The sequence below is a fragment of the Streptomyces minutiscleroticus genome, assembly GCF_014650875.1.
In the GTDB taxonomy this organism is placed as follows: domain Bacteria; phylum Actinomycetota; class Actinomycetes; order Streptomycetales; family Streptomycetaceae; genus Streptomyces; species Streptomyces minutiscleroticus.
In genome coordinates, this window is record NZ_BMVU01000034.1 from 39,346 (window position 1) to 62,834 (window position 23,489).

General features: G+C 74.4%; 21 protein-coding genes and 2 pseudogenes. 11 read left to right on the top strand and 12 right to left on the bottom strand.

Translation table 11 applies throughout. From position 1 onward, the window contains the following. Nucleotides 1-124 precede the first annotated feature (124 nt). Nucleotides 125-1,780, bottom strand: coding sequence for an FAD-binding dehydrogenase (locus tag IE271_RS27330; protein ID WP_190193110.1), 1,656 nt, complete (start codon nucleotides 1,778-1,780; stop codon nucleotides 125-127). A 199-nt stretch (nucleotides 1,781-1,979) separates the two neighbouring features. Between IE271_RS27330 and IE271_RS27335 the strand changes: the two genes are divergently transcribed. The 4 genes from IE271_RS27335 (at nucleotide 1,980) to IE271_RS27350 (ending at nucleotide 4,481) form a co-directional block, all read left to right on the top strand. Further along, a complete protein-coding gene (locus IE271_RS27335) occupies nucleotides 1,980-2,873 on the top strand; it encodes a DMT family transporter (protein WP_190193111.1) in 894 nt (297 codons plus the stop codon). 110 nt (nucleotides 2,874-2,983) lie between these two features. Continuing rightward, entirely contained in the window at nucleotides 2,984-3,625 is a 642-nt protein-coding gene (locus tag IE271_RS27340) for an NUDIX hydrolase (protein ID WP_190193112.1), read from the top strand. Between the two features lie 146 nt (nucleotides 3,626-3,771). Then, nucleotides 3,772-4,164, top strand: a complete 393-nt coding sequence (locus IE271_RS27345; protein ID WP_190193113.1) for a YidH family protein — start codon at nucleotides 3,772-3,774, stop codon at nucleotides 4,162-4,164. Continuing rightward, the gene (locus tag IE271_RS27350) at nucleotides 4,161-4,481 is read left to right on the top strand and encodes a DUF202 domain-containing protein (RefSeq protein ID WP_190193114.1); all 321 of its coding nucleotides are present in this window, start codon (nucleotides 4,161-4,163) and stop codon (nucleotides 4,479-4,481) included. Before IE271_RS27345 ends, IE271_RS27350 begins: the two co-directional genes overlap by 4 nt. Before the next feature lie 89 nt (nucleotides 4,482-4,570). Here the strand turns inward: IE271_RS27350 and IE271_RS27355 are convergent, their stop codons facing one another. Next, entirely contained in the window at nucleotides 4,571-5,527 is a 957-nt protein-coding gene (locus IE271_RS27355; RefSeq protein ID WP_190193115.1) for an NADP-dependent oxidoreductase, read from the bottom strand. A 333-nt stretch (nucleotides 5,528-5,860) separates the two neighbouring features. Here IE271_RS27355 and IE271_RS27360 point away from each other — a divergent pair, with 333 nt between their 5' ends. Beyond that, nucleotides 5,861-6,883: a phosphotransferase family protein gene (locus tag IE271_RS27360; RefSeq protein ID WP_190193116.1), complete on the top strand. Its 1,023-nt coding sequence runs from the start codon at nucleotides 5,861-5,863 to the stop codon at nucleotides 6,881-6,883. A 7-nt stretch (nucleotides 6,884-6,890) separates the two neighbouring features. Next, complete coding sequence (locus IE271_RS27365; RefSeq protein ID WP_190193117.1) at nucleotides 6,891-8,105, top strand: acyl-CoA dehydrogenase family protein; 1,215 nt, start codon at nucleotides 6,891-6,893, stop codon at nucleotides 8,103-8,105. A 67-nt stretch (nucleotides 8,106-8,172) separates the two neighbouring features. Here IE271_RS27365 and IE271_RS27370 read toward each other — a convergent pair whose 3' ends face one another. Then, nucleotides 8,173-8,766 (bottom strand): TetR/AcrR family transcriptional regulator, encoded by a 594-nt coding sequence (locus IE271_RS27370; RefSeq protein ID WP_190193118.1) that lies wholly within the window; start codon nucleotides 8,764-8,766, stop codon nucleotides 8,173-8,175. 206 nt (nucleotides 8,767-8,972) lie between these two features. Further along, nucleotides 8,973-9,740, bottom strand: a complete 768-nt coding sequence (locus tag IE271_RS27375; protein WP_190193119.1) for an SDR family oxidoreductase — start codon at nucleotides 9,738-9,740, stop codon at nucleotides 8,973-8,975. Between the two features lie 258 nt (nucleotides 9,741-9,998). On the opposite strand from IE271_RS27375, the gene IE271_RS27380 reads away from it, so the two are divergent. Further along, nucleotides 9,999-11,258, top strand: coding sequence for an exo-beta-N-acetylmuramidase NamZ family protein (locus tag IE271_RS27380; RefSeq protein ID WP_190193120.1), 1,260 nt, complete (start codon nucleotides 9,999-10,001; stop codon nucleotides 11,256-11,258). Between the two features lie 248 nt (nucleotides 11,259-11,506). On the opposite strand, the gene IE271_RS27385 is transcribed toward IE271_RS27380, so the two are convergent. After that, nucleotides 11,507-14,371, bottom strand: coding sequence for a penicillin acylase family protein (locus tag IE271_RS27385; protein ID WP_190193121.1), 2,865 nt, complete (start codon nucleotides 14,369-14,371; stop codon nucleotides 11,507-11,509). Between the two features lie 290 nt (nucleotides 14,372-14,661). Here IE271_RS27385 and IE271_RS27390 point away from each other — a divergent pair, with 290 nt between their 5' ends. Further along, entirely contained in the window at nucleotides 14,662-15,264 is a 603-nt protein-coding gene (locus tag IE271_RS27390; protein WP_190193122.1) for a hypothetical protein, read from the top strand. Between the two features lie 187 nt (nucleotides 15,265-15,451). Here IE271_RS27390 and IE271_RS27395 read toward each other — a convergent pair. Together IE271_RS27395 and soxR are read right to left on the bottom strand one after the other, a co-directional pair. Continuing rightward, nucleotides 15,452-15,969 (bottom strand): annotated as a pseudogene (locus IE271_RS27395) (hypothetical protein). Next, nucleotides 15,966-16,523, bottom strand: a complete 558-nt coding sequence (soxR, locus tag IE271_RS27400; RefSeq protein ID WP_229919591.1) for a redox-sensitive transcriptional activator SoxR — start codon at nucleotides 16,521-16,523, stop codon at nucleotides 15,966-15,968. Before soxR ends, IE271_RS27395 begins: the two are co-directional and overlap by 4 nt. A gap of 108 nt (nucleotides 16,524-16,631) precedes the next feature. Between soxR and IE271_RS27405 the strand changes: the two genes are divergently transcribed. Then, nucleotides 16,632-17,093 (top strand): MaoC family dehydratase, encoded by a 462-nt coding sequence (locus IE271_RS27405; RefSeq protein WP_190193123.1) that lies wholly within the window; start codon nucleotides 16,632-16,634, stop codon nucleotides 17,091-17,093. Between the two features lie 475 nt (nucleotides 17,094-17,568). Here IE271_RS27405 and IE271_RS27410 read toward each other — a convergent pair whose 3' ends face one another. The 3 genes from IE271_RS27410 to IE271_RS27420 all read right to left on the bottom strand — a co-directional run bounded on the left by IE271_RS27410 (nucleotide 17,569) and on the right by IE271_RS27420 (nucleotide 19,805). Continuing rightward, entirely contained in the window at nucleotides 17,569-18,195 is a 627-nt protein-coding gene (locus tag IE271_RS27410; protein ID WP_190193124.1) for a TetR/AcrR family transcriptional regulator, read from the bottom strand. Nucleotides 18,196-18,268: 73 nt separating this feature from the next. Further along, nucleotides 18,269-18,556 carry a YiaA/YiaB family inner membrane protein gene (locus IE271_RS27415; RefSeq protein WP_190193125.1) on the bottom strand — a complete coding sequence of 96 codons (288 nt, stop codon included), beginning with the start codon at nucleotides 18,554-18,556 and terminating at the stop codon, nucleotides 18,269-18,271. Nucleotides 18,557-18,653: 97 nt separating this feature from the next. Beyond that, nucleotides 18,654-19,805, bottom strand: a complete 1,152-nt coding sequence (locus IE271_RS27420) for an acyl-CoA dehydrogenase family protein (protein ID WP_190193126.1) — start codon at nucleotides 19,803-19,805, stop codon at nucleotides 18,654-18,656. A 131-nt stretch (nucleotides 19,806-19,936) separates the two neighbouring features. Here IE271_RS27420 and IE271_RS27425 point away from each other — a divergent pair, with 131 nt between their 5' ends. Continuing rightward, nucleotides 19,937-20,587, top strand: a complete 651-nt coding sequence (locus IE271_RS27425) for a TetR/AcrR family transcriptional regulator (protein WP_190193127.1) — start codon at nucleotides 19,937-19,939, stop codon at nucleotides 20,585-20,587. 15 nt (nucleotides 20,588-20,602) lie between these two features. Continuing rightward, nucleotides 20,603-20,803 (top strand): annotated as a pseudogene (locus IE271_RS42350) (EamA family transporter); the annotation flags it as partial. A gap of 134 nt (nucleotides 20,804-20,937) precedes the next feature. Here the strand turns inward: IE271_RS42350 and IE271_RS27430 are convergent. Then, on the bottom strand, nucleotides 20,938-22,020 hold the full coding sequence (locus tag IE271_RS27430) for a zinc-binding dehydrogenase (RefSeq protein WP_190193128.1): 1,083 nt from the start codon (nucleotides 22,018-22,020) through the stop codon (nucleotides 20,938-20,940). Between the two features lie 14 nt (nucleotides 22,021-22,034). Continuing rightward, nucleotides 22,035-23,423, bottom strand: a complete 1,389-nt coding sequence (locus IE271_RS27435; RefSeq protein WP_190193129.1) for an aldehyde dehydrogenase family protein — start codon at nucleotides 23,421-23,423, stop codon at nucleotides 22,035-22,037. Nucleotides 23,424-23,489 lie beyond the last annotated feature (66 nt).

Below are 23,489 nucleotides of genomic sequence, written 5' to 3' on the forward strand. Positions count from 1 at the left end.
CGGCCGTAGGGAACGGCCGGAGGCCCCACTCGCTCCTCGCGGAGCGGCTGGGGCCTCCGGCGTCTCCGGCCCTCACGGCCCGCGGGACCAAGCGGGTACGGGTGCGGGCACGGGTGCGGGTGCCTCATCCCACCGCCCGGGCCGCCGCCCGGCCCGCCGCGCGGCCCGAGAACAGGCAGCCGCCGAGGAACGTGCCCTCCAGGGAGCGGTAGCCGTGGACGCCGCCCCCGCCGAAGCCGGCGGCCTCGCCGGCCGCGTACACGCCCGGCAGCGGCAGGCCGCCGTCCGTCAGGACCCGGGACGACAGGTCCGTCTCCAGGCCGCCGAGCGTCTTGCGGGTGAGGATGTTCAGGCGCACGGCGATCAGGGGGCCCGCCTCCGGGTCGAGGATGCGGTGCGGGGCGGCGGTGCGGATCAGCCGGTCGCCGAGGTACCTGCGGGCGCCGTGGACGGCGGTGACCTGGAGGTCCTTGGTGAACGGGTTGGCGACCTCCCGGTCGCGCGCGACGATCTCGCGGCGCAGCGCGGCCTCGTCGATGAGGGGTTCGCGGGTGAGCGCGTTCATGCCCCGGACGAGGTCGCCGAGGTCCTTCTCCACGACGAAGTCGGCGCCGTGCTCCATGAACGCCCGCACCGGACCGGGGACGTCGGTGCGCGCCCGTTCGAACACGCCGCGGACGGATCTGCCGGTCAGGTCGGGGTTCTGCTCGGAGCCCGAGAGCGCGAACTCCTTGCCGATGATCTTCCGGTCGAGCACGAACCACGTGTAGTCGTACCCGGTCCGCATGATGTGCTCCAGCGTGCCGAGCGTGTCGAAGCCCGGGAACAGCGGCACCGGCAGGCGCCGGCCGAGGGCGTCCAGCCAGAGGGAGGACGGGCCGGGCAGGACGCGGATGCCGTGGTTCTCCCAGACCGGGTTCCAGTTCTGCAGGCCCTCGGTGTAGTGCCACATGCGGTCGCGGTTGATCAGGCGCGCGCCCGCCGCCTCGGCGACGGCGAGCATCTTCCCGTCGACGTGCGCGGGGACGCCCGAGACCATGCGCCCGGGCGGGCGGCCGAGCCGCTCGGGCCAGTGGGCGCGGACGAGGTCGTGGTCGCCGCCGATGCCGCCGGAGGTGACGATCACCGCCTGGGCCCGGAGCTCGAAGGCGCCGGCGACGGCGCGGCTGCTGGCCTGCCCGCGCGCGACGTCCGAGGGTTCGAGGACCTCGCCGGTGACGGTGTCCACGGTGCCCGCGCTGCGGGCGAGGCCGGTCACCCGGTGCCGGAACCGCAGGTCGACGAGGCCGCGGGCCGCCCCCTCCCGCACCCGGCGCTCGAAGGGCGCGACGAGGCCGGGGCCGGTGCCCCAGGTGATGTGGAAGCGGGGGACGGAGTTGCCGTGCCCGCGCGCGTCGTAGCCGCCGCGCTCGGCCCAGCCGACCACCGGGAAGAACCGCACGCCCTGCCGGTGCAGCCAGGAGCGCTTCTCGCCCGCCGCGAAGTCGACGTACGCCTCGGCCCACCTGCGCGGCCACTCGTCCTCGGGACGGTCGAAGCCGGCGGTGCCCATCCAGTCCTGCAGGGCGAGGCCGTGGCTGTCGCGGATGCGCAGGCGGCGCTGCTCGGGCGAGTCCACGAGGAACAGGCCGCCGAAGGACCAGTGGGCCTGGCCGCCGAGGGACTGCTCGGGCTCCTGGTCCAGCAGGATCACCCTGCGTCCCGCGTCGGCGAGCTCCGCGGTCGCCGCGAGGCCGGCGAGGCCCGCCCCGATCACGATCACATCCGCGTCGTACGCCATGGTCCGCCCTTCGCACCGAGGCCGTGCACCAGGGAGGTGGACCGCCGGTTACCGATGAGTTCCGATCCTTGGACAACCCGGTGACCGGCGTCAACCGTCCGGCGGCGCGTACCCGGGGGCGGACCGGGCGGCGGAGCGCTATCGTCGATCGGACACCCGCCCTTGGACGGTTCCTCCCATCTCCCCAGAGGTGCGTCGCGTGTCGGTCCTCGTCCTCGTCCTCGCCGTGACCGCCGCCTGCTGCCTGGGCATCGGGTTCGTCCTCCAGCAGAGCGCCGCGCAGCGGGCGCCGCTCGGCGACTTCCTCTCCCCCCGGCTGCTGCTCGACCTGGTGCGGGTGCCGCGCTGGCTGGGCGGCATGGGCTTCATGGCGTGCGGCATGGTGCTCGGCGCGCTCGCCCTGTCCCGGGGCGAACTCTCCCTGGTGGAGCCGCTGCTCGCGACGAACCTGCTGTTCGCGCTGGCCCTGTCGCGCAGATGGACCGGGCAGCCGCTCGGCCGCCAGGGGTGGGCGGGGCTCACGCTGCTCGCGGGCGGGGTGACGGCGTTCCTCCTGGCGGGCGAACCGCGCGGCGGCAGCGCGGTCACCGATCCGCTCCGCCACTGGCTGGTCGTCGGCATCGTGCTGGGACTGGCCGCGCTGCTCACGGCGTACGCGCGCAGATCGCGGATGAGCCACGCGCCCGTGCTGCTGGCCGTGGCGGCGGGCCTGCTGTACGGCCTGCAGGACGCGCTCACCCGGGTGAGCGGCGAGCGGCTGGCCGAGGGCGGGTGGCCGGGGTTCTTCACCGGCTGGCAGCCGTACGCCGTGCTGGTGCTCGGGATCACCGGCCTGGTGCTCGTGCAGAGCGCCTTCGAGACGGCGCCGCTGCGGATGTCGCTGCCCGCGCTCACGGCGGCGCAGCCGCTGGCCGGGATCGCCTGCGGCGTGGGCTTCCTCGGCGACCGCCTGCGCACGGACGCGGGGTCGCTCGCCGGGGAGTCCGCGGGGCTCGCGGCCGTCGTGGCGGGCATCGTGCTCCTCGGTCTGCACCCGGCGATGCCGCGCGACATCTCGCCGGACGAACGGGCCCGGGACCTGCAGTCCCACTGACCCGGAGCCGACCGGCCACCGGCTGTCGGCTGTCGGCTGTCGGCTGTCGGCTGTCGGCTGTCGGCGGACCGCACGGCCCCGGGCCCGGGGGCGGCTGGTTGGATGGGGACATGAGCGCAGACGGCGGCACGGACGGTACGAGCGGCACGGGCGGTGCGGGCGGCACCGGTGGTGCGGGCGGCACGAGCGGTACGGACGGTACCGGTGGTGCGGACGGTGCGGACGTCCTGAGCGGCTCCGGGTCCGCCGACGAGATCCTGGACATCGTGGACGCGGAGGACCGGGTGATCGGTCGGGCGCCGCGCGGGGAGGCGTACGCCAAGGGGCTGCGGCACCGGTGTGTGTTCGTGCGCGTCGAGGACGCCGAGGGGAGGCTGTTCGTGCACCGCCGCACCGCGACCAAGCTCATCTTCCCCTCCCTGTACGACCTGTTCGTCGGCGGGGTCGTCGGGGCGGGCGAGACGTACGACGACGCGGCGCTGCGCGAGGCCGAGGAGGAACTGGGCGTCACGGGGCTGCCGCGCCCCGAGCCGCTGTTCAGGTTCCTCTACGACGGCGGGGCCGGCCGGACCTGGTGGTCGGCGGTGTACCAGGTGCGCTGCGACCTGCCCGTGCGCCCGCAGCCCGAGGAGGTCGCCTGGCACGCCTTCCTGCCGCCGGACGAGGTGGAGCGGCGCCTGGCGGAGTGGGAGTGGGTGCCGGACGGGCTGGCGGCCCACGAGCGGTTCCTGGCGCACCGGCGGGCGGGCTGAACCCCGGCGGCGGACCGGGAACCCGGCGGCGGACCGGCGGACGGGCTGGAACCTCGGCGCCGGGCCGGGGCCCCGGCCGCCGGGCCGCACGCCGTCCCGCACCGGCGCCGCGCGTCCCCGCCGACCTGCCTCGATAGGCTCTCGGTGTGATCGACTTCGTGCGGAACGTCCGGCTGTGGTTCGCGCCCGAGCGGGTACGGGAGGAGGGCGGCACGCCCGACTACCGGTTCTCACTGGCCAACGAGCGCACCTTCCTCGCCTGGCTGCGCACCGCCCTGGCGCTGATCGGCGGCGGCTTCGCCGTGGACCAGTTCCTGCCGGACCTGCGGTGGGGCTGGCGGGTCGGGCTCGCGCTCGCGCTGCTCGCCGCCGGGGTGCTCAGCTCCCTGCGCGCGGTGAACCACTGGGTGCGCTGCGAGCGGGCGATCCGGCGCGGCGAGGACCTGCCGGCGTCCCGGTTCCCCGCCGTGCTGAGCCTGGCGGTGGCCGTCGTGGCCCTGGTGATGGTCGTCGTCGTGCTCGCCGGCTGGGAGGGATGAGCGCCCCCGCCCGCGATCCGGGCCTGCAGCCGGAGCGCACCCGCCTCGCCTGGCGGCGCACCACCCTGTCCGGCGCGGTGGCGGCGGTCCTCGCCGTCAGGAGCGCGCTGCACGGCGGCCCCACGCCCGCCGGGATCGTGGCCGCCGCGCTGTGCTGCCTGCTGTGGCTGGGCTTCCTCGCCCTGGCGCACCGCCGCATCCGCGCGCTGGCGGCGGCCGCGGCGGACGGCGTGCCGGTCCTCACGCCCCGGCACGCCTCGGCGGCGGCCCTGTGCACGGTGGCCCTGGCGGTGTGCGCGGCGGCACTGCTGTTCTGACCACCACCACCGCGCCCGCGACCGCGACCGCGCCCGCTCGCTCCGTCCTCCGGTCCTGGCCCTGGCCGGTCCTGGTCCCGGCCCTGCCCCTAGTCCTGACCCTCGTCCTCGTCCTCGTCCTGGCCCACGGTGACCACGATCTTGCCGCGGGTGCGGCCCTCCTGGTTGCTGCGGTGCGCGTCCGCCGCCCGCTCCAGCGGGTACGTCTCGGAGACGTGCACCGTGAGGACGCCCTGCTCGCACAGGTCCGACAGGTGCTGGAGGTCCGCCGGGTCGGGGCGGACGAAGTGGTAGAGGCCGCCGAAGTCGGTCACGGCCGGGTCGACGATCGAGGCCAGCCGGCCCTCCGGGGTGAGCACCTCGGCGGAGGCCCGCAGGGCGTCGCCGCCGACCGTGTCGAAGGCGGCGTCGACCCCGCCGGGGGCGAGGGCGCGCACGCGGTCGGCCAGGCCCTCGCCGTACTCGACGGGTTCGCCGCCCAGTTCGCGCACGTAGTCGTGGTTGTGCCCGCTCGCCGTGCCGATGACGCGGGCGCCCAGATGGCGGGCCAGCTGCACCGCGACGGAGCCGACGCCGCCCGCCGCCGCGTGCACGAGGACGGTGTCGCCGCTCCGCACGTTCAGCAGCCTGCCGAGCGCCTGGTACGCGGTGAGACCCACCAGGGGCAGTCCCGCGGCCTCCTCGAAGCCGAGGTTGCGGGGCTTGCGGGCGAGGGTGCGCACCGGGGCCGCCACGTACTCGGCGAAGGTGCCGTGCGCGAGGAAGTCCTCCCGTACGTACCCGATGACCTCGTCGCCGGCGCAGAACTCCGGGACCGCGACGCCGGGACGGACCACCACTCCGGAGACGTCCCAGCCCGGGACCACCGGGAACACCGTGTCCAGCATGCCGTCCAGGTGGCCCTCCCGGCACTTCCAGTCGACCGGGTTGACGGACGCCGCGCGGACCTTCACCAGGACCTTGTCGGGGCCGACCTTGGGGTCGGGCACGTCGCCGAACTCCAGGACCTCGGGCCCGCCGTACCGGTCGTAAGTGATCGCCTTCATGTCCTCGACCCTCCCGTCCGGACCGCAGCCGTGCAAGCGGAGGCGCGGCGCGCGGTCCGGTCGGCCGCGCGCTCCGCCGGCCGCCACCGCGCGCGGCCGGCACCCCGTGTACCCCGGGCGTCACCGCGGACACCGGGGCGCGGAGACGCTGATCACGTTCCGTCTCCGCACTGGACGGCATACCGACCGGTCGGCATCATGAGTGGGTCCCACAACACAGGTGTGTGCCTACGGGTGTGGGCCTACAGGTGTGGGCCTACGGGCGGTGGCCCACGGCTGTCGGCCACGGGCGCGGGCCACCGCCGGTGGGTCCGCAGACGCGAAGGAGCGACGATGAGCCCAGACCACCCGCCGGGTCTCGACCTCGGCCGGCTGCGCGGCCTGCTCGACCGGGAGCGGCCGGGCCTGGTCGGGGGCCCGCTGACCGGCCGGCTGATCGAGGGCGGGCGGTCGAACCTCACGTACGCCGTCACGGACGGCACCGGGAAGTGGGTCGTCCGCCGCCCGCCGCTCGGCCACGTCCTGGCCACCGCACACGACATGCGGCGCGAGCACCGGGTGATCAGCGCGCTGCACCCGACGGCCGTGCCCGTGCCGCGCCCGGTGCTGCTGTGCGAGGACGAGGAGGTACTGGGCGCGCCCTTCTACGTCATGGACTTCGTGGAGGGCACCCCGTACCGCACGGCCGGGCAGCTGGCGCCGCTGGGTCCTGAGCGCACCCGCGAGGCGGTGCTCGGGCTCGTCGACACGCTGGTGGAGCTGCATGCGGTGGACCCGGCCGAGGTGGGTCTGGAGGACTTCGGGCGGCCCGCCGGGTTCCTGGACCGCCAGCTGCGGCGCTGGGGCAAGCAGCTGGACGCCTCGCGCAACCGCGACCTGCCCGGCATCGACGAGCTGCACGCCGCGCTCGGCCGGGACCTGCCCGACTCCCCCGCGCCCGCGGTCGTGCACGGCGACTACCGCCTCGACAACGTCCTGATCGGCGAGGACGACCGGATCAGGGCGATCCTCGACTGGGAGATGTCCACACTCGGCGACCCGCTGACCGACCTGGGGCTGCTGGTGATGTACAGCGCGCCGCTGGGGCTGCCGGACTCGCCCGTCTCCACGACCGCCTCGGCGCCCGGGCACCCGGACCCGTCCGAGCTGGTCGAGCGGTACGCCGCGCGCTCGGGGCGCGACGTGTCCGCCGTCTCCTGGTACACGGCCTTCGCCTGGTTCAAGCTCGCCGTGATCCTGGAGGGCATCCACTACCGCTACACGCTCGGGCAGACGGTGGGCGCGGGCTTCGACCGCATCGGCGACCTGGTGCCCGTCTTCATCGCGCACGGACTGACGACCCTTCAGGAAGGCTGACCCGCCCATGGACTTCGCGTTCGACGCGCGCACCGAGGAACTGCGCGCCAAGCTGCTCGCCTTCATGGACGAGTACGTGTATCCGGCGGAGCCCGTCGCCCACGAGCAGCGGGCGGCGCTGTCCTCGCCCTGGCGGACCCCGCCGGTGGTCGAGGAGCTGAAGGCCGAGGCCCGCCGCCAGGGCCTGTGGAACCTGTTCCTGCCCGACTCCGGGTACGGGGCGGGGCTGACCAACCTCCAGTACGCGCCGCTGGCCGAGATCACCGGCCGCAGCCCGCAGCTGGCGCCCACCGCGCTGAACTGCGCCGCGCCGGACACCGGCAACATGGAGGTGCTGGCCCAGTTCGGGGACGAGGCGCAGCGCAAGCAGTGGCTGGAGCCGCTGCTGGCCGGGGAGATCCGCTCGGCGTTCGCGATGACGGAGCCCGAGGTGGCCTCCTCCGACGCCACGAACATCACCACGCGCATCGAGCGGGACGGCGACGACTACGTCGTCACCGGGCGCAAGTGGTACATCTCCGGGGCGATGAACCCGGACTGCAGGATCTTCATCGTGATGGGCAAGACCGACCCGGACGGCGCGGACATCCGCCGCCAGCAGTCGATGGTGCTGGTGCCCCGCGACACCCCGGGCGTCGAGGTCCGGCGGGCGATGCAGGTCTACGGCTACGAGGACCACTGGCACGGCGGGCACGCGGAGGTGGTCTTCGACCACGCGCGCGTACCGGTGTCGAACCTGATCGGCGAGGAGGGCGGCGGCTTCGCCATCGCCCAGGCGCGGCTCGGCCCCGGCCGCATCCACCACTGCATGCGGCTGATCGGCATGGCCGAGCGGGCGATCGAGCTGATGTGCCGGCGGGCGGTCTCGCGTACGGCGTTCGGCAAGGCGCTGGCGCAGCAGGGCGTGGTGCACACCTGGATCGCGGACGCGCGCGTGGCCGTGGAGCAGCTGCGCCTGCTGGTGCTGAAGACGGCCTGGATGATGGACACGGTCGGCAACAAGGGCGCCCACACCGAGATCCAGGCCATCAAGATCGCCACGCCGCGCACGGTCGTCGACATCATCGACAAGGCGGTGCAGCTGCACGGCGCGGGCGGCGTGAGCCAGGACTTCCCGCTCGCCGAGCTGTGGGCGGGCGCCCGCACCCTGCGGCTCGCGGACGGCCCCGACGAGGTGCACCAGCGCTCCCTCGCCCGGCGGGAGATCAAGCGGTACCTGTGAGCCCGCGGGCGCAGACCGCCGAATCCGGCTCCCGCTCGTCCCCCGGACGGGCGGGAGCCGGTGCGCGTCAGGGGCGCAGCGCCCGCAGCAGCAGGTCCGCCAGGTGGTCGGCGACCTGCTGCGGGGTGAGCGGACCGTCGGGGCGGTACCACGTCGACAGGTGGTGGACGGAGCCGAAGTGGTAGTCCACCACCAGGTCCGCCGGGGTCTTCTCGGAGAAGACCCCGGCGGCCTGGCCCTCCTCGATCAGTGCCCGGAAGCGCTCGTGGTAGCGCCGGCGCTCGGCGCGCACCTGCTTGTTCTTCTCGGGGCTGAGGTGGTGCATCGAGCGGAAGAAGATCGCCGCGTCGTCGAGGTTGTCGATGGTGGTGACCACCACGTCGGCGGCGGCGCCGCGCAGCCGCTCCTCGACCGGCGCCTCGGCGTCCGCGAAGGCGTCAAGGCGCTCCTGCTGGACGCGCAGCACCCGCGCGTACACCTCGTGCAGCAGGTCGTCCTTGGAGCCGAAGTAGTGGTACAGCGCGCCCTTGGTGACACCGGCCGCCTCGACGATCTCCTGCACCGAGGTGCGGTCGTAGCCGCGCTCGGCGAAGAGCCGGGTGGCGGCGGCCAGCAGCCGCTGCGGGACGGGAGTACCGTCCCCGTCCGTCGTCCTGGGCACTGCCGCCACCTGCCTTTCCGAAGTCACCGGCCGTCGCCGGCTCCGTACCGTCGTGCCGGACCCGTCGCGCCGCCGTCGCCGCGCGTCCCCGGACGACAACGCACCCTACGCCGGAGGATCTTCCCACTGCCCGCTCCCGGTGCTCCGGGCAGCCCTCCTGCCGCGCCCGTTCCCGGGACCGTGCCGGGCCCGGGAACGGGCCCGGGTCACGCCCCGCCCGCCTCCCACTTCTGCTGGATGTGGTTCATGCTCGTCAGCCAGCGGTCGGGGTCGCCGGCCCTGGCCCGGTAGTAGTCGGCGACCTCGGGGTGCGGCAGGATCAGGAAGCGGTCGGCGGCCATGCCCTCGAAGAGCGCGTCCGCGACGTCCTCCGGGTCGATGGCGGTGGGCCGCAGCACCAGGTCGCCCGCGCTGCCGGTGGCCTCCAGCAGATCGGTGCGCACGCCCTGCGGGCAGATCGCGTGCACCTTCAGGCCGCGGTGGCGGTAGGTGAGCGAGAGCCACTCGGCGAAGGCGTACGCGCCGTGCTTGGTGACGCTGTAGGGGGCGGCGCCGACCATGGTGAGCAGGCCGGCGGCGGAGACCGTGGAGACGAAGCGGCCGCTGCCGCGCTCCAGCCAGGCGGGGAGCAGCGCGTGCGCGGCGCGGACGTGGGCCATCACGTTGACGTCCCAGGCCCGTTCCCACACCTGCTCGTCGGCGGCCTCGGTGCCGGCCGAGCCGATGCCCGCGTTGGCGCAGTAGACGTCCACGGTGCCGCCGAGCGCCTCGCGCGCCTCGGCCACGATCGCGGAGGCGTCGCCGGGCACGGCTCTCCCGCCGATCTCGTCGGCGACGGCCCTCGCCTTCGCACCGTCCAGGTCGTTGACGACGACGCGGGCGCCCTCCGCGGCGAAGCGGCGGGCCAGCGCCGCCCCGATGCCGCCTCCCGCCCCGGTGACGACCACTCCGGCACCCTGCACGGCTTCCACCATCGGTCTCCCTCGGTCTCGACGCGGAGCGCGGCGGCTCCGACTCCGCAGCGGCGACAGACTAACCAGTCGGTATGTGGTGGCGGAAGGGGAGGCCGGGACACGGCGGGACGCGGGCGCGGAGGGCGTGCGCCCGCCGGCGGCGGCACGTGCGGAGGGGGTGCGGCACGGCCGCCGCGTCCGTCCGCCTCGTTCCCCCGCGCGAAGCGGCGCGCTAGCGTGCGTGGCCATGACAGTCCCGTCGACTCCGGAGGTCACCGCATGAACCTGTCGAGACGGGGTCTGCTCGCCGCGACCACGGGCGCGGTGGGCGGCCTGGCGGCCGCGTCCGGCGCGAACCCGGCGGCGGCCGGCTCCGGCGGACCGGGCGGCCGCCGGCTGCGCACCGGCTTCGAGCGCCTGGCCGCGGACGGGTACGCCCTCCTGGACGGCGAGCGGGTCGGCGTCGTCACGAACCCGACCGGCGTCACCCGCGAGGTGCGGCACATCGTCGACGTCATGCACGCCGACGACCGCGTGGACCTGGTCGCCGTCTTCGGGCCCGAGCACGGCTTCCGCGGCACCGCGCAGGCGGGCGGCTCGGAGGGCCGCTCCGACGACCCGGCGACCGGACTGCCCGTCCACGACACGTACCTGAAGAGCGGGCGGGAGCTGGCGGACGTCTTCACCGCCTCCGGCGTCGACACCGTCGTCTTCGACATCCAGGACGCGGGCGCGCGCTTCTACACGTACATCTGGACGCTGTACGACTGCATGGAGGCCGCGCGGCTGGCCGGGAAGCGGTTCGTGGTCCTGGACCGGCCGAACCCGGTGACCGGGCGGGCCGCCCTGGGCCCGGTGCTGCACGAGGAGTTCGCCACCTTCGTCGGCCGCAAGCCGATCGCGCAGGCGCACGGCATGACGGTCGCGGAGCTGGCGCGGCTGTTCGACGCCGAGTTCCTGGACGGGGCCGTGGAGCTCGACACGGTCCTGATGACCGGCTGGCGGCGCGCGGACTTCTACGACGCCTCCGGGCTGCCGTGGGTGCCGCCCAGCCCGAACATGCCGACGCCCGACACGGCGCTCGTCTACTCCGGGACGTGCCTGTTCGAGGGCACGAACCTGTCGGAGGGGCGCGGCACGACCCGTCCGTTCGAACTGCTCGGCGCGGAGGGGATCGACCGCCGCTGGGCCGAGGCGGCGAACGCGCTCGACCTGCCCGGCGTGCACTTCCGGGAGACGTACTTCGCGCCCGCCTTCTCCAAGTTCCAGGGAAGGACGATCGGCGGGGTGCAGCTCCACGTGCACGACCGGGGGGCCTTCGACCCCGTGCGCACCGGCGTCGCGCTGCTGGTGACGGCCAAGGAGGTCTGGGACGGCTTCGCCTGGCGCTCCGACGGCTGGATCGACCGGCTGACCGGCTCGACGCGGGTGCGCACGATGATCGACGCGGGCGCGTCCGCCGACGAGGTCGCGGCGGCCTGGCGGGGCGAACTGGCCGCGTTCCGGCGCGTGCGGGAGCGGTACCTGGCCTACCGCTGAGCCCTCTCCCGGCACCCGGCACCCGGCACCCGGCACCCGGCACCCGGCACCCGGCACCCGGCACCCGGCACCCGGCCCATGGTCCCCGGCCCTGGCTCCGGCGGACGCGGACCGCGCGGCCCGGGACCGTCCGGCCCGGGTCCGGCGGGCCCGAAGCTCCCACCGGACCCGGTGGCGGCGGGTTCCCCCCTCGGTCCCGCCGCCGCGCGCCCGGGTCCGCGGCCGGACCCGGGCGTCCCCGCACCCCGTCACCGGTGCGCGGGGAACTCCACGACCTGCTGGTACGTCGGCCGGTTCTGCCACTGGATCAGCCGGTGCGTGATGCCGCCGAGGGCGCGCTGGTCGATGGCGTCCGCGCACCACTGGTCGCCCGCCCGGCACAGGCCGTCGCCCGGGTAGACCTCCGTGGCGGGTTTCGCCGCGGCCTCGCCCAGCGTGGACAGGAGCACGTCCCGGCAGGCGGAGAGGTCCCCGCCGCCGCAGTAGGCGCGGCCGAGACCGCCGCGCACCGGCTCGCCCAGGACCTCGCGCAGGTCCTTGTCGACGTTGCCCCACCAGCCGTACTGGAACGACGAGCCGGCGTGCGCGCCCGTGGGCCCGTGCCCGGCGGACGGGGACTCGTCGACGGTGAGCTGCCCGGTCAGCCCCTCCCACAGCTCCTCGCCGAGGCCGGGCGCGAACTCGGCCTCGACCAGCAGCGGCCACCACGCGTCCATGGTCCGGATCGCGTCGGCGTGCGCGTACGTCTTCGAGCCCGCCTTGGTCTGGTTGCGCCGCGCACCCGCCTCCAGCCAGGCCGCCAGCTGCCCGACGGCCTTCTCCTGCGCGGGGTCGGTGACCGGTGCGCTGCGCACCACCTTCAGCAGTTCGGGCAGCACCTGCTCGCCGCGCAGGTCGGTGACGGCCGCCTCGGCCATGGCCCCCGTGAGCGAGGCCCGGGTGACGCCCCCCTTCTCGACCAGCGCCTTCACCCGCCCGTCGAGCAGGTCGGCGCGGTGCACCGCCCCGAGGCTCGGGTTGGCCGCGGCGTACCCCTCGGCCTGCCGGTTGTTCCAGGAGACGAAGTAGTCCTGGTTCACCGACTGCGGGTGCTGTGCGGACGGTGTGTAGGCGGCGGTGTTGCCCGCGGGGTCGAAGTCCCGCCACTCGTACCGCTCCTCGGCCCGTACGGGGAAGGACGGATCCACGCCGTTCGCGCGCACGGGATTGCTGCCGCTGTTGTAGTAGGCGATGTCACGCGCGTCCGCGTAGAACCAGTTGAAGGCGTACGAGATGTGCTGCGCCGCCTGCTGGAACGTCCTCGCGTCGGTGACGTACGACGGGTCGTTGAACATCTGGAAGCCGATGATGGAATCGGCCTCGTGGCGGTAGGTGGAGCGCAGCGAGGTATAGGCCACGGGCACCCCGTCGACCGTTGCACGGTGGGTGACGACGCCGTAGCGGGTGCGATAGACCTGCATCCGGTAGGAGCCCGCGGCCGTCGTGTCGGCGACCGTCGGCTTCCACGTGTTCGTCCGCTCCAGCTTCTCCATGGGGGTGCAGGTGCCGTGGAAGAGGTACGCGGTGGACTGCTTGGTGGGTGCGCCGCCACCCGGTTCGCACAGCTCGACGGCGTAGGTGTCGGTGATGTCCTGGGCGGCGGAGGTCGCCGACCAGGCGTAGTCCTGGCCGCGGCCGAGTTGCACGTACATGCCGACGCCCGCGAAAGACACGCCGCGCGCGCTGATGCCGGGGCCCCGGAGCTCCTGCATCATCAGCAGCTGCGGCGCGAAGTAGCCGGTCTGCGGCCCGAACACGGCGACGGGGTGGCCGCTCGCGGTGTGCTCGCCCGACACCAGCAGCGCGTTGGACATGCCCTTCCTGCTCGCGCCGCCGTCGAAGAGGTTCTCGGGGAGCACGCCGTCGTCGAAGAGCCCGCGCACCGGGCCGAGGCGCCCCGGTGCCTGCACGGCGGCACGCGCGCCGGTGCGCGCCGAGCCCGTGCGGTCGTACACGAGCTGCTCCTTCTCCACCGATCCCGGGTCGGGCAGCGCCAGGCCCCGCGGGTCCTGCGGCCGCCGCGCGTACGGGAAGCGGATGCCGTCGTGGACGGTGAGCACCGTCTCGGGGTCCTCGCGCTGGCGGAAGGACTCCCAGATCCGCGTGCCCTCCTCGGTGCCGTAACGCTCCTGGGCTGCGAGCAGGGAGAGCGCGGACTCCACCTCCCCTCCTCCTCCGCCGCCGAAGAGGCCGCCGACCACCGAGGCGAGCGCGATCATGTCGGTGATCTCGAACGGCTCGATCTCCCCGGCGTTGGTGACCGCGTCGACCTTGCCGGTGAGGACGTACTCGCCGGGGAAGGTGCGGCCGTCCTTGGCGGCGACCCGGTAGGCGTTGAGGCCGTCGATGTAGGCCTGGGCGTCCTCCATGGCCTGCCGGCCGCGCTCGCCGGACCGGTTGAGCAGCCGGTCGACCTGGTCCCGCAGATCGTCCTCGGTGTACGGGGCCTGCGGCCAGAACTCCTGCTCCAGGCCCTGGTTGGCCGCGGCCCCGCCGGCGAACGAGGTCAGCTCGCCGCGGCCGATGTGCCGGAAGAGGTCGATGAGCCACAGCCGGTCCTGGCCCGCCGCGTAGCCCGCGCCGAACTCGGTGCCGTAGCGGGTGGTGCCCTCGATGTGCGGGACGCCGTACTTCCTGTCGCGGGTGATGGTCACGTCGGCCCGCGGCCGGGTGACCGAGGCCACCTGGCCGTCGGGAACGCCGAAGGACGAGTCGGCGTAGAACTTTTCGAGGGTGTCGTCGGTGAGGGTCGGGTACCCGGAGGCCAGCGCGTCGTAGGGCCCGAGCTGGTCGTCGGCGTGCGCCGGCCGCGAGCCGAAGACCTTGTTCCCCAGGATCTCGACGAGGGTGGCGTTTCCGTTGGTACCGGGCGGCAGTATCTCCGCGCACCGGCCTTCGCAGTGGTCGGTGACGGCCGCGGGGGCGGAGGCGGGTGCCGGACCGGCCGCCGCCGGGGACACGGGGGTCAGCAGGCCCGCGGTGAGCACGGTCACGGTCACGGTTCTCAGGAACCCGGCGGGGCCGCGGGGAGTTCTCGTTCTGTCGAGGGTGGTGCGTGGGATGCGCCGTCGCATTGCTGCTCCTCCCGACGATGGTGAGCCGGAGGTTACTGCCGGTAGCGCAGCAATTGAAGGTGAGCACACGTCACCTTTGCCGAATCGCCACGTGCGGGCGGGGCGTGCTCCCGGGGGTGGGCGGAAGAAGGTGGGGGACGGCTGGAAAACGGTTCCCCGCAGGACTGATGGCGGTCATCGGAAATCGGATGGAGCCGATTCGCGTGGCGACACGTCTATTCGGCGACGTCCGTACGACGACGCCGAAGTGACCGAAGTAGCAGGTGCAGGTGTGACGGAGGTGCAGGGCGATGGCCGGATTCCGGAGCTTGGCGAGACAGGTGCGCGACCCGCGATGCGATCTGGCACTGCGGCGCTATTCACTGCGCAAGTGCCTGGAGCGGTTCGCTCCTTACGGCCACCGGGCCACGTGGGACCATCTGAGTTCCCGGGCCGGCTTCGATCCCGAGGACCGGTCCCCTGATCCGGCGCGGCTGGTGGCTGCGCTCGACGAACTCGAGGAGGCGCGCTCGGTGTGGCTCGCCTACGAGGACGCGTTCGCCGAGCGCCGCAGGAGGGAGAAGCACGACGGTCTGCGCAGGCCGGGCAGCGTGGACGACTGGCACCGACTGACGTGGGGCGGATGCGGGGTCGCCTGGTGCGACGACCCGCGGGTCCACCCGCGCGAACCGCTGGCCGAGGTGCTCCGGCGGCTGATCGCCGCCCTGGAGCGCGAGCCCGGCAGCGGCTGCCCGGTGTGTGGGGGCGAGCGCCTGACATGGAAGTACGACCTGGCCCACGAGCCGTCCTCGGGTCCGGCCTGCACGAGCTGCGGCATCGTCGTGCCGCTGCCGGTGCTGACCGCCGAGGCCGTGGCGGAGGCCAGGCGGGGGCGGTTGCTCGTGACGGCATGAGCACGTCCACGGCGTGACGACGTCGCCCCGTGGAGAACGCGTACGGCACGAGAAGCACGAAGAACGCGAACGGTACGCAGCACGGAGCACGGGACGGGGGTGCGCCCGTACGGCCGCACCCCCGTGACACGGACGGCCACCGGTCCCCGTGGGGCCCGGCCGCGCCCCGCCGCCACGATCCGCGCGACTACGAGGTCTTCACGTCCGTGTGGACGGCCAGCTTGAACTCGGCGAACGTCAGCGGGACGGCGACCTTCGCGTCCCCTCTGCCGCGCGCCGAGACCTTCGGCCCCAGGGGCGTCCCCGGGTGCACGAACATCTGCCACGGACAGGTGCGGTACTGGCCGCCCCGGTGACCACCGTGTCGTCGGTGGCCGTGGAGTCGTATCCCGTGGAGGCGCCCAGGGGGTCCCGCACGAAGCGCGCCCGGTACTCGTGGGCCCGGGTGTCCGCCTGCCGGAAGACCATCGCGGACAGCACGCCCCACCCGTCGTGGCTGGGCCGGATGAGGCCCGAGCGCAAGTCGGGGAACTCCGACGCGGTGGAGCCGCCCTGCGCCGGGTCGTGCATCTTCCAGGGGTCGTACGACTCCTCGCTCTCCTCGTAGGGGAAGCGCACCAGGTGGTAGCCGTCCGGGTCGTACGTGATCCGCTGCGCTCCGGACCGCTCCGCGCTCCACAGCAGCGAGCAGACGACGACGCTCATCGGCGCTCCTCTCCCTCGGTTCCCTGTGCCTCTTCGTGTGCTCCTGCCCCGGGTCCCTCTGTGGACAGGACACCGCTGGACGGCGCGCGGTTGCGGGAGGGGCGTTCGACCAGGAGCCGGGAACCGGTCAGGCGCTCGCCGAAGACGTCGTCCGGGTTGGACAGCACGCAGGTGTCCAGGGACAGGCAGCCGCAGCCGATGCAGTCCGTGAGGTGGTCGCGCAACCGGTTGAGCTGGGCGATGCGCCGGTCGAGCTCGGAGCGCCAGACCCGGGACAGGCGCGCCCAGTCCTCGCGCGTGGGGGTGCGCTCCTCGGGGAGTTCGGCGAGGGCGTCCCGGATCGTGGCCAGCGGGATGCCGACGCGCTGGGCGGCGCGCACGAAGGCCACGCGGCGCAGCGTGTCGCGGTGGTAGCGGCGCTGGTTGCCGGCCGTGCGGCGGCTGCTGATCAGTCCCTTGGACTCGTAGAAGTGCAGGGCGGACACGGCGGCTCCGCTGCGGGCGGACAGCTGGCCGACCGTGAGTTCGTGGACTCTTTCCGGTATCTGGGGCACCTCGCGACCCTACCCACCCCCTCCGGCGCGCGGTCCGTTGACAGGGGGTGCGCGGAGCACCATGCTAAGCAGTCGCTTAGTCGTAGCACCCCGTAGGAGGCCAGGGACATGGCAGAGCCGAGGATCTTCGCGTCCGCCGACGAGCTGAAGGCGGCGGTGGGCGAGCCGCTGGGCCACAGCGACTGGCTGGAGGTCGACCAGAAGCGGATCGACCTGTTCGCCGACGCGACCGGCGACCACCAGTGGATCCACGTGGACCCGGAGAAGGCGGCCGCGGGGCCGTTCGGCACGACCATCGCGCACGGCTATCTGACGCTGTCCCTGCTGCCCGCGCTGGTCCCCCAGGTCATGCGGGTCGAGGGCCTGAAGATGGGCGTCAACTACGGCACCAACAAGGTGCGTTTCCCGGCCCCCGTGCCGGTGGGCTCGCGCGTGCGGGCCACGGCGACCCTGAAGGAGGTCGCCGAGGCGGGCGGCGGCGTCCAGGTCACGGCGGTGGTCACCGTCGAGCGCGAGGGCGGCGACAAGCCGGTGTGCGTGGCGGAGTCGGTGTCCCGGTACTACTTCTGAGGGGCCGGGCCCGGGAGCCCGGGTCCGGCGCCCACCGGAGCGGTGCGGGCCGGGCCGGGCCGGAGCCCGCCCCCGGCCCCGTCCGCCCATCCGCCGGGCCACTCCACCCGACCGACGACCCACCGAGCCGAAGGCCGCCGGGCCACCCACCGGCCCGACGGGGCAGGACCACCGCCGGACCGGACGGAGCGAACCACTGGGCGCCGGGCCGGTCGGCCGTCCGGCCCGGCGGGCGGACCGGACCAGCGGGTCACCGGGTGACAGCTCGCCGGATCACCGGGCCACCGGACCGCCGACCGTCCCGCCGGGTCGACCAGCCGTCCGGTTCGGCGGACGAGCCGACGGGTGGACCGGGCGACAGGCCGTCAGACCACCGGACCGCAGACCGCCCCACCCGGCCGACCAGCCGTCGGCCCGGCGGACGGGCCGGGTCGGCGGTGCCGGCCGGGTGTCCGGCCGCCCGGTCCCGGCCGGGCTACCGCTTCGCGCCCACCATCCGCAGGACCAGGTCCGCGTACAACGCGCCGACCTCGTCCGGGGTGCGGGGGCCGTCGACGTTGAACCAGCGGGCCACGTCGATGCAGAGCGAGAGCACCGCGAGGGTCGTGCCGGGGACGTCCGGCACGTCGAACTCGCCCGCCGCCACGCCGTCCTCGATGATGCCGCGCACCGCCGCGTCCGTCCGCCGCCGCAGCGCGACGATCTCCGCGCGCGCGTCGGGGCCGAGCGCGTCCAGTTCGTACTGGACCACGCGCGCGGTGGTGTGCTGCGCCGCGTGCCAGCGCACGAAGGAGCGCACCGCGTCGGCGAGCCGCTCGGCGGCCGTGCCCTCGGCGTCGGCCGCCGAGCGCAGGATGGCCAGGGCCCTGTCGTGGCCGATCCTGCTGATGCGGTGCAGCAGCTCTTCCTTGGTCTTGTAGTGGATGTAGAGCGCGGCCGGGCTCATGCCCGCGCGGCCTGCGATGTCGCGGGTCGTCGTCGCGTGGTAGCCGCGCTCGGCGAAGGCCTCCACGGCGGCCACCAGCAGCCGCCGGGCCGCGTCCGGGGTGACCTCGCCCCACGGCCGGCCCTCGCCGCCGGCCGTCTCCTCCGCCGTACTCATCGCTGGCTCGCCCCTTCCCGTGACAGGACGAACACCATACCTCCGAAGGTGAGCGACCGCTTAGCGCACCCGCTCAGAGTTTCTGGAAGGGATCGTGCTCGGCGAGCAGCCTCTCCACCCGGGCCTGGTCGACCCGGCTGACGATCTGCCCCGCCTCCTGCCGGTCCCGGACCACCTTGGCGAGGGTGAACGCCGAGGTGACCAGGTAGAGGACGGCGATGCCGAGGAAGCCGCGCACCCAGGCGTCGGCGTCCAGGTTGACGATGCCGAGGGCGGTCGCCGCCATGGCGACGCCGAAGGACGCGACGGCCTGTCCGTAGAACGCCGCCGTCGACTGCTGCTTGACCGGTGTCTCGCTCATGGGGACCAGATTCGGCCGGGGCGGCGCGAACCGCATCCGTCCGGATACTCAGTCCGCTACTCAGGGAGCTTCGCGGAACACCGGGGGAACGGGCGGCTCAGAACGCCGACACCCCCGTCAGCGCGCGGCCGATCACCAGCTTCTGGATCTGGCTGGTGCCCTCGTAGAGGGTCATCACGCGGGCGTCGCGCAGGAGTTTGCCCGCCGGGTACTCGTCGATGTAGCCGTAGCCGCCGAAGACCTGGAGGGCGTTGTTCGCGGCCCGTACCGCGGCCTCCGAGGCGAACAGTTTGGCCTTGGAGGACTCGGTGGCGAACGGCAGGCCGCGGTCGATCAGGTCCGCGACCCGCCAGGTCAGCAGCCGGGCCGCGTCGACGTCCACGGCGATGTCGCTGATCAGCTCCTGCACCAGCTGGTGGTGGGCGATCGTCTTCCCGAACTGCTCGCGCTCGCCCGCGTACCGCACGGCGGCGTCGAGCGCCGCCCGGGCGATGCCGACGCAGCCCGCCGCGACGGACATCCGCCCCTTGGCCAGCGCCGACATGGCCACCTTGAATCCCTTGCCCTCCTCGCCCAGCAGCGCCGAGGCGGGCACGCGCACGTCCTCGAGGACCAGCTCGGCGGTGGCCTGGCCGCGCAGGCCGAGCTTGCCGTGCACGGTGCGGCGGGTCAGCCCGGGGGTGTCGGCGGGCACCAGGAAGGCGGAGACGCCTCGGTGGCCGGGCGCGTCGGTGGAGCGGGCGAAGAGCAGGACGACGTCGGCCCAGGTGCCGTTGGTGATGAACATCTTGGTGCCGTTGATCACGTAGTCGTCGCCGTCGCGCACGGCCCGGGTGGAGAGGTTGCCCGCGTCGGAGCCCGTGCCCGGCTCGGTCAGGCCGAAGCAGCCGACGTACGCGCCGGAGGTCAGGCCCGGCAGCCACCGGCGCTTCTGCTCCTCGCTCCCCCAGGACGCGATCGTCTTGGCGACCAGGCCGAGGGAGACGGAGACGATGCCGCGCACGGAGGAGTCGCCGCGCCCCAGCTCCTCGGTGACCAGGCAGTACGCGAGGTGGTCGCCGCCGGAGCCGCCGTACTCCTCGTCGATCGTCAGCCCCAGGAAGCCGACCTCGCCGAGCTTCCTCACGACGGAGCGGTCGACCTCCTCGGCCCGGTCCCACGCGACGACGTGCGGCGCGATCTCGCGCGCCACGAAGTCCTCGGCGAGCCGGCGGACGGCGGCCTGTTCCTCACTGAGCTCCAGGTTCAACGCGAACACCCCATCTGGCGACCGCGGGCGGCGCGGTCCGCCGGACCCGTTCGTTCCGATCCGCCCGGCGACCGCGGCACACGGTTTAATTACCACTGCTAGTTTTAGTATGCAGCCCTACTATGTGCGCCATGGCCCGACCGCGCAAGCCCCTCCTCAGCACCGACCGCATCGTGCGCACGGCACGGGAACTCGTGGACGCGGAGGGCCTGGCGGCCGTCTCCACCCGCCGCCTCGCCGCCGAGCTCGGCGTGAGCGGGCCCTCCCTCTACAACCACTTCCGCACCAAGGACCAGATCCTGGAGGCGGTCGCGGACTCGGTGAGCGCGCTGGTCGACCTGTCGATGTTCGAGGACGGCCGCGACTGGCGGACTGCGCTGCACGACTGGGCCCTGTCCTACCGGGCCGCGCTGCGCGCCCACCCGAACATCGTGCCGGTCCTGGCCCGCGGCCCCGGCCGCCGCCCGGCCGCCCTGCGCCTCGCGGACGCCGTCTACGGCGCGATGGTCGACGCGGGCTGGCCGCCCGCCCAGGCCACCTCGATCGGCGCGCTGATGCGGTACTTCATCATGGGCTCCGCGCTCGGCTCGTTCGCCGCCGGCTTCGTCGACGACGCCACCGCGTACGACCCCGCCGACTACCCCCACCTCGGCCAGGCCCACCTCCTGGCCGAGCAGCAGGAGAAGATCGACGACCGGGCCTTCGAGACGGGTCTCGCCGCGCTGCTGGACGGACTGGAGCAGCAGTACGCGGCGGCGGCGCGGACGGGGACGGCGTCCTAGCGCCTGTCCCCGGACGCCGCCCGGGGCGGCCGGCTGCTCGGGGAGGGGCCGCCGCCGCGGCTGCTCGCCGGGACGGCGGTGTCCTCCGCGGGCGCGGTGGTCGTCGGCCTGTCGATGTCGGACGAGGGGCACGCGTCCGCGCTCGGCGTCCTGCTGTGCCTGCTGGCCGGGGCGGCCGTGTCGCGGCCGCGGCCGTGCGGCCGCGGGGCGGCGGCGCCCGTGCCGCCCGGCCGGGCACGGCCCCGAGCCGAGTACGAAGCCGTAGTCCGGCCGGACCGCACGGACAGGCGGTTCGGCGGACAGGCGGTGGGGCGGTTCGGCGGACGGGGGGGGCGGTCCGCCGGCAGGGCCTAGAACACCACCAGCGCCCGGCCGCCCTTGCCCGCGGTCATGTTGTCGAACGCGGCCGGGATGCCGTCGAGGGCGATCCGCTCGGTGACGAGGGCGCCGGGGTCGAGGCGGCCCGCCCGGATGTGCTCGGCCAGGACGGGCAGGTCGGCCGCCGGGTCGGAGTTGCCGTAGACGCAGCCGGACAGGGTGCGGCCCCAGTGGAAGAGCTCCAGGGCGTTGAAGGTGACCTGCTGGTCCTTGCCGCCGATGCCGACGACCGTGGTCCGGCCGCCGCGCCGGGTGGACTCCCAGGCCGCGCGGATGGTGACGGCGCGGCCCACGCACTCGACGGCCACGTCCACGCCCTGCTTCCCGGTCAGGGAGCGGATCTCGCGGGGCGTCCGCTCGCCCGCGACGACGTAGTCGGTGGCCCCGGCCCCACGCGCCAGCGCCTCCTTCCCGGGCGACACGTCCACCGCGATGATCTTCGAGGCCCCGGCGACGCGGGCCGCCTGGACGGCCGCCAGGCCGACGCCGCCGACGCCGAACACGGCCACGGTCTCGCCCTCCCGCACCCTCGCCGAGTGGTGCACGGCGCCGTAGCCGGTCAGGACGGCGCAGCCGAGGAGGGCCGCGTCGGCGAGCGGGACGCCGGACGGCGCGGGCAGCACGCAGCCGGCCGCGACCACGGTCTCCTCGGCGAACGCGGCGACGTTCAGGCCGGGGTACAGGTCGCCGCCGCCGTCGGCGCGGCGGGCGTGCACCTCGTTCGCGCCCGCGAGCGCGTCGGCGCACAGCCACACCTCGCCGAGCGAGCAGGGGTGGCACTTCCCGCAGGACGGGGCCCAGTTGAGGACGACCTCGTCGCCGGGCGCGACGTGGGTGACGCCCTCGCCGACGGAGACGACGGTGCCGGCGCCCTCGTGGCCGAGGACGGCGGGCAGCGGCACCCGCATGGTGCCGTCGGACAGGGACAGGTCGGAGTGGCAGACCCCGGCGGCGGCGAGGCGGACGCGGACCCGGCCGGGGCCGGGCTCCGGCAGCTCGATCTCGGTGATCTCCAGCGGGGAACCGACGGCGGGGACGACGGCGGCACGGACCATGGGACGCAGAGCTCCTAGAACTGGAGGGACTTGGTCTGGAGGTACTCGGACAGGCCGTGCGGGCCCAGCTCGCGGCCCACGCCGGACTGCTTGTAGCCGCCGAAGGGCGCGAGGGGGTTGAAGCGCCCGCCGTTGATGTCGACCTGTCCCGTGTCCAGGCGGCGGGCGAAGGCGACGGCCTCCTCCTCGGTCCCGGCCCAGACGGCGCCGGCGAGCCCGTAGACCGTCCCGTTGGCGATGCGCACGGCCTCGTCCTCGTCCTCGTACCGCAGGATCGACAGGACCGGGCCGAAGATCTCCTCCTGGGCGATGGCCATGCCGGGGGTGACGTCCGCGAAGACGGTGGGGCGGACGTAGTAGCCCCGCTCGCGCGGGGCGTCGGGGCCGCCCGCGACGAGCCGCGCGCCCTCCGCCACGCCCTTCTCGATGTAGCCGCGCACCCGCTCCCGCTGCCGGGCGTTGACCAGCGGGCCGATGCGTTCGCCGTACTTGGCGGCGGCCGCCGCGGCCAGCTCCACGGCCTCGTCGTACTGCGCGGAGTGGACGAGCATCCGGGTCCAGGCGCTGCACGTCTGGCCGGAGTTGGACATCACGTTGGCGACGCCGACGTTGACGGCCCGGGCCAGGTCGGCGCTCGGCAGGATCACGTTGGCGGACTTGCCGCCGAGTTCGAGGGCGACGCGCTTGACGGCGGCGCCCGCGATCGCGCCGATGCGCCGGCCGACGGCCGTGGAGCCGGTGAAGGAGACCATGTCCACGCCCTCGTGCTCGGCGAGCGCCTGGCCCGCGACCGGGCCGAGGCCGGTGACCAGGTTGAACACGCCGGCCGGTACGCCCGCCTCGTGCACGGCCTCCGCGAAGAGCTGCGCGGTCAGCGGGGTGTCCTCGGCGGGCTTGAGGACCACCGTGCAGCCGGCGGCGAGGGCCGGGGCCACCTTGGCGACGATCTGGTGCAGCGGGTAGTTCCAGGGCGTGATCGCGCCGACGACGCCGACCGGCTCCTGGTGGACGGCCGAATTGCCGATCCGCTCCTCGAAGGGGTACGAGGCGGCCAGCTCGGCGTAGGAGGCGGCGACCGCGATCGGCACGGCCGCGTGGACCGCCTGCGAGAGCGGCGGCGGGGAGCCCAGCTCGGCGGTGACCGTCTCCGCGATCTCGTCCTTGCGGGCGGTGAGCACGTCGCGCAGGGCCGCGAGCCGGGCGGCGCGCTCGGCGGGCGGGGTGGCCGCCCAGCCCGGCAGGGCGGCGCGGGCGGCCCGCACGGCGGCGTCGACGTCGTCGGCGGAGGCCGCCGGGACGTGCCCGATCACCTGCTCGTCGGCCGGGTTCACGACGGCGACGGTGTCCGTCCCGGCGGCGGGGCGCCACGCGCCGTCGATGTACAAGCCGTCGCGTGCCTTCATCGCGTTCCTCCCGGTGGGCGTCGTCGTCCGCCGCGCAGGCCGGTGGCACCCGGCCGCTCCACGGCA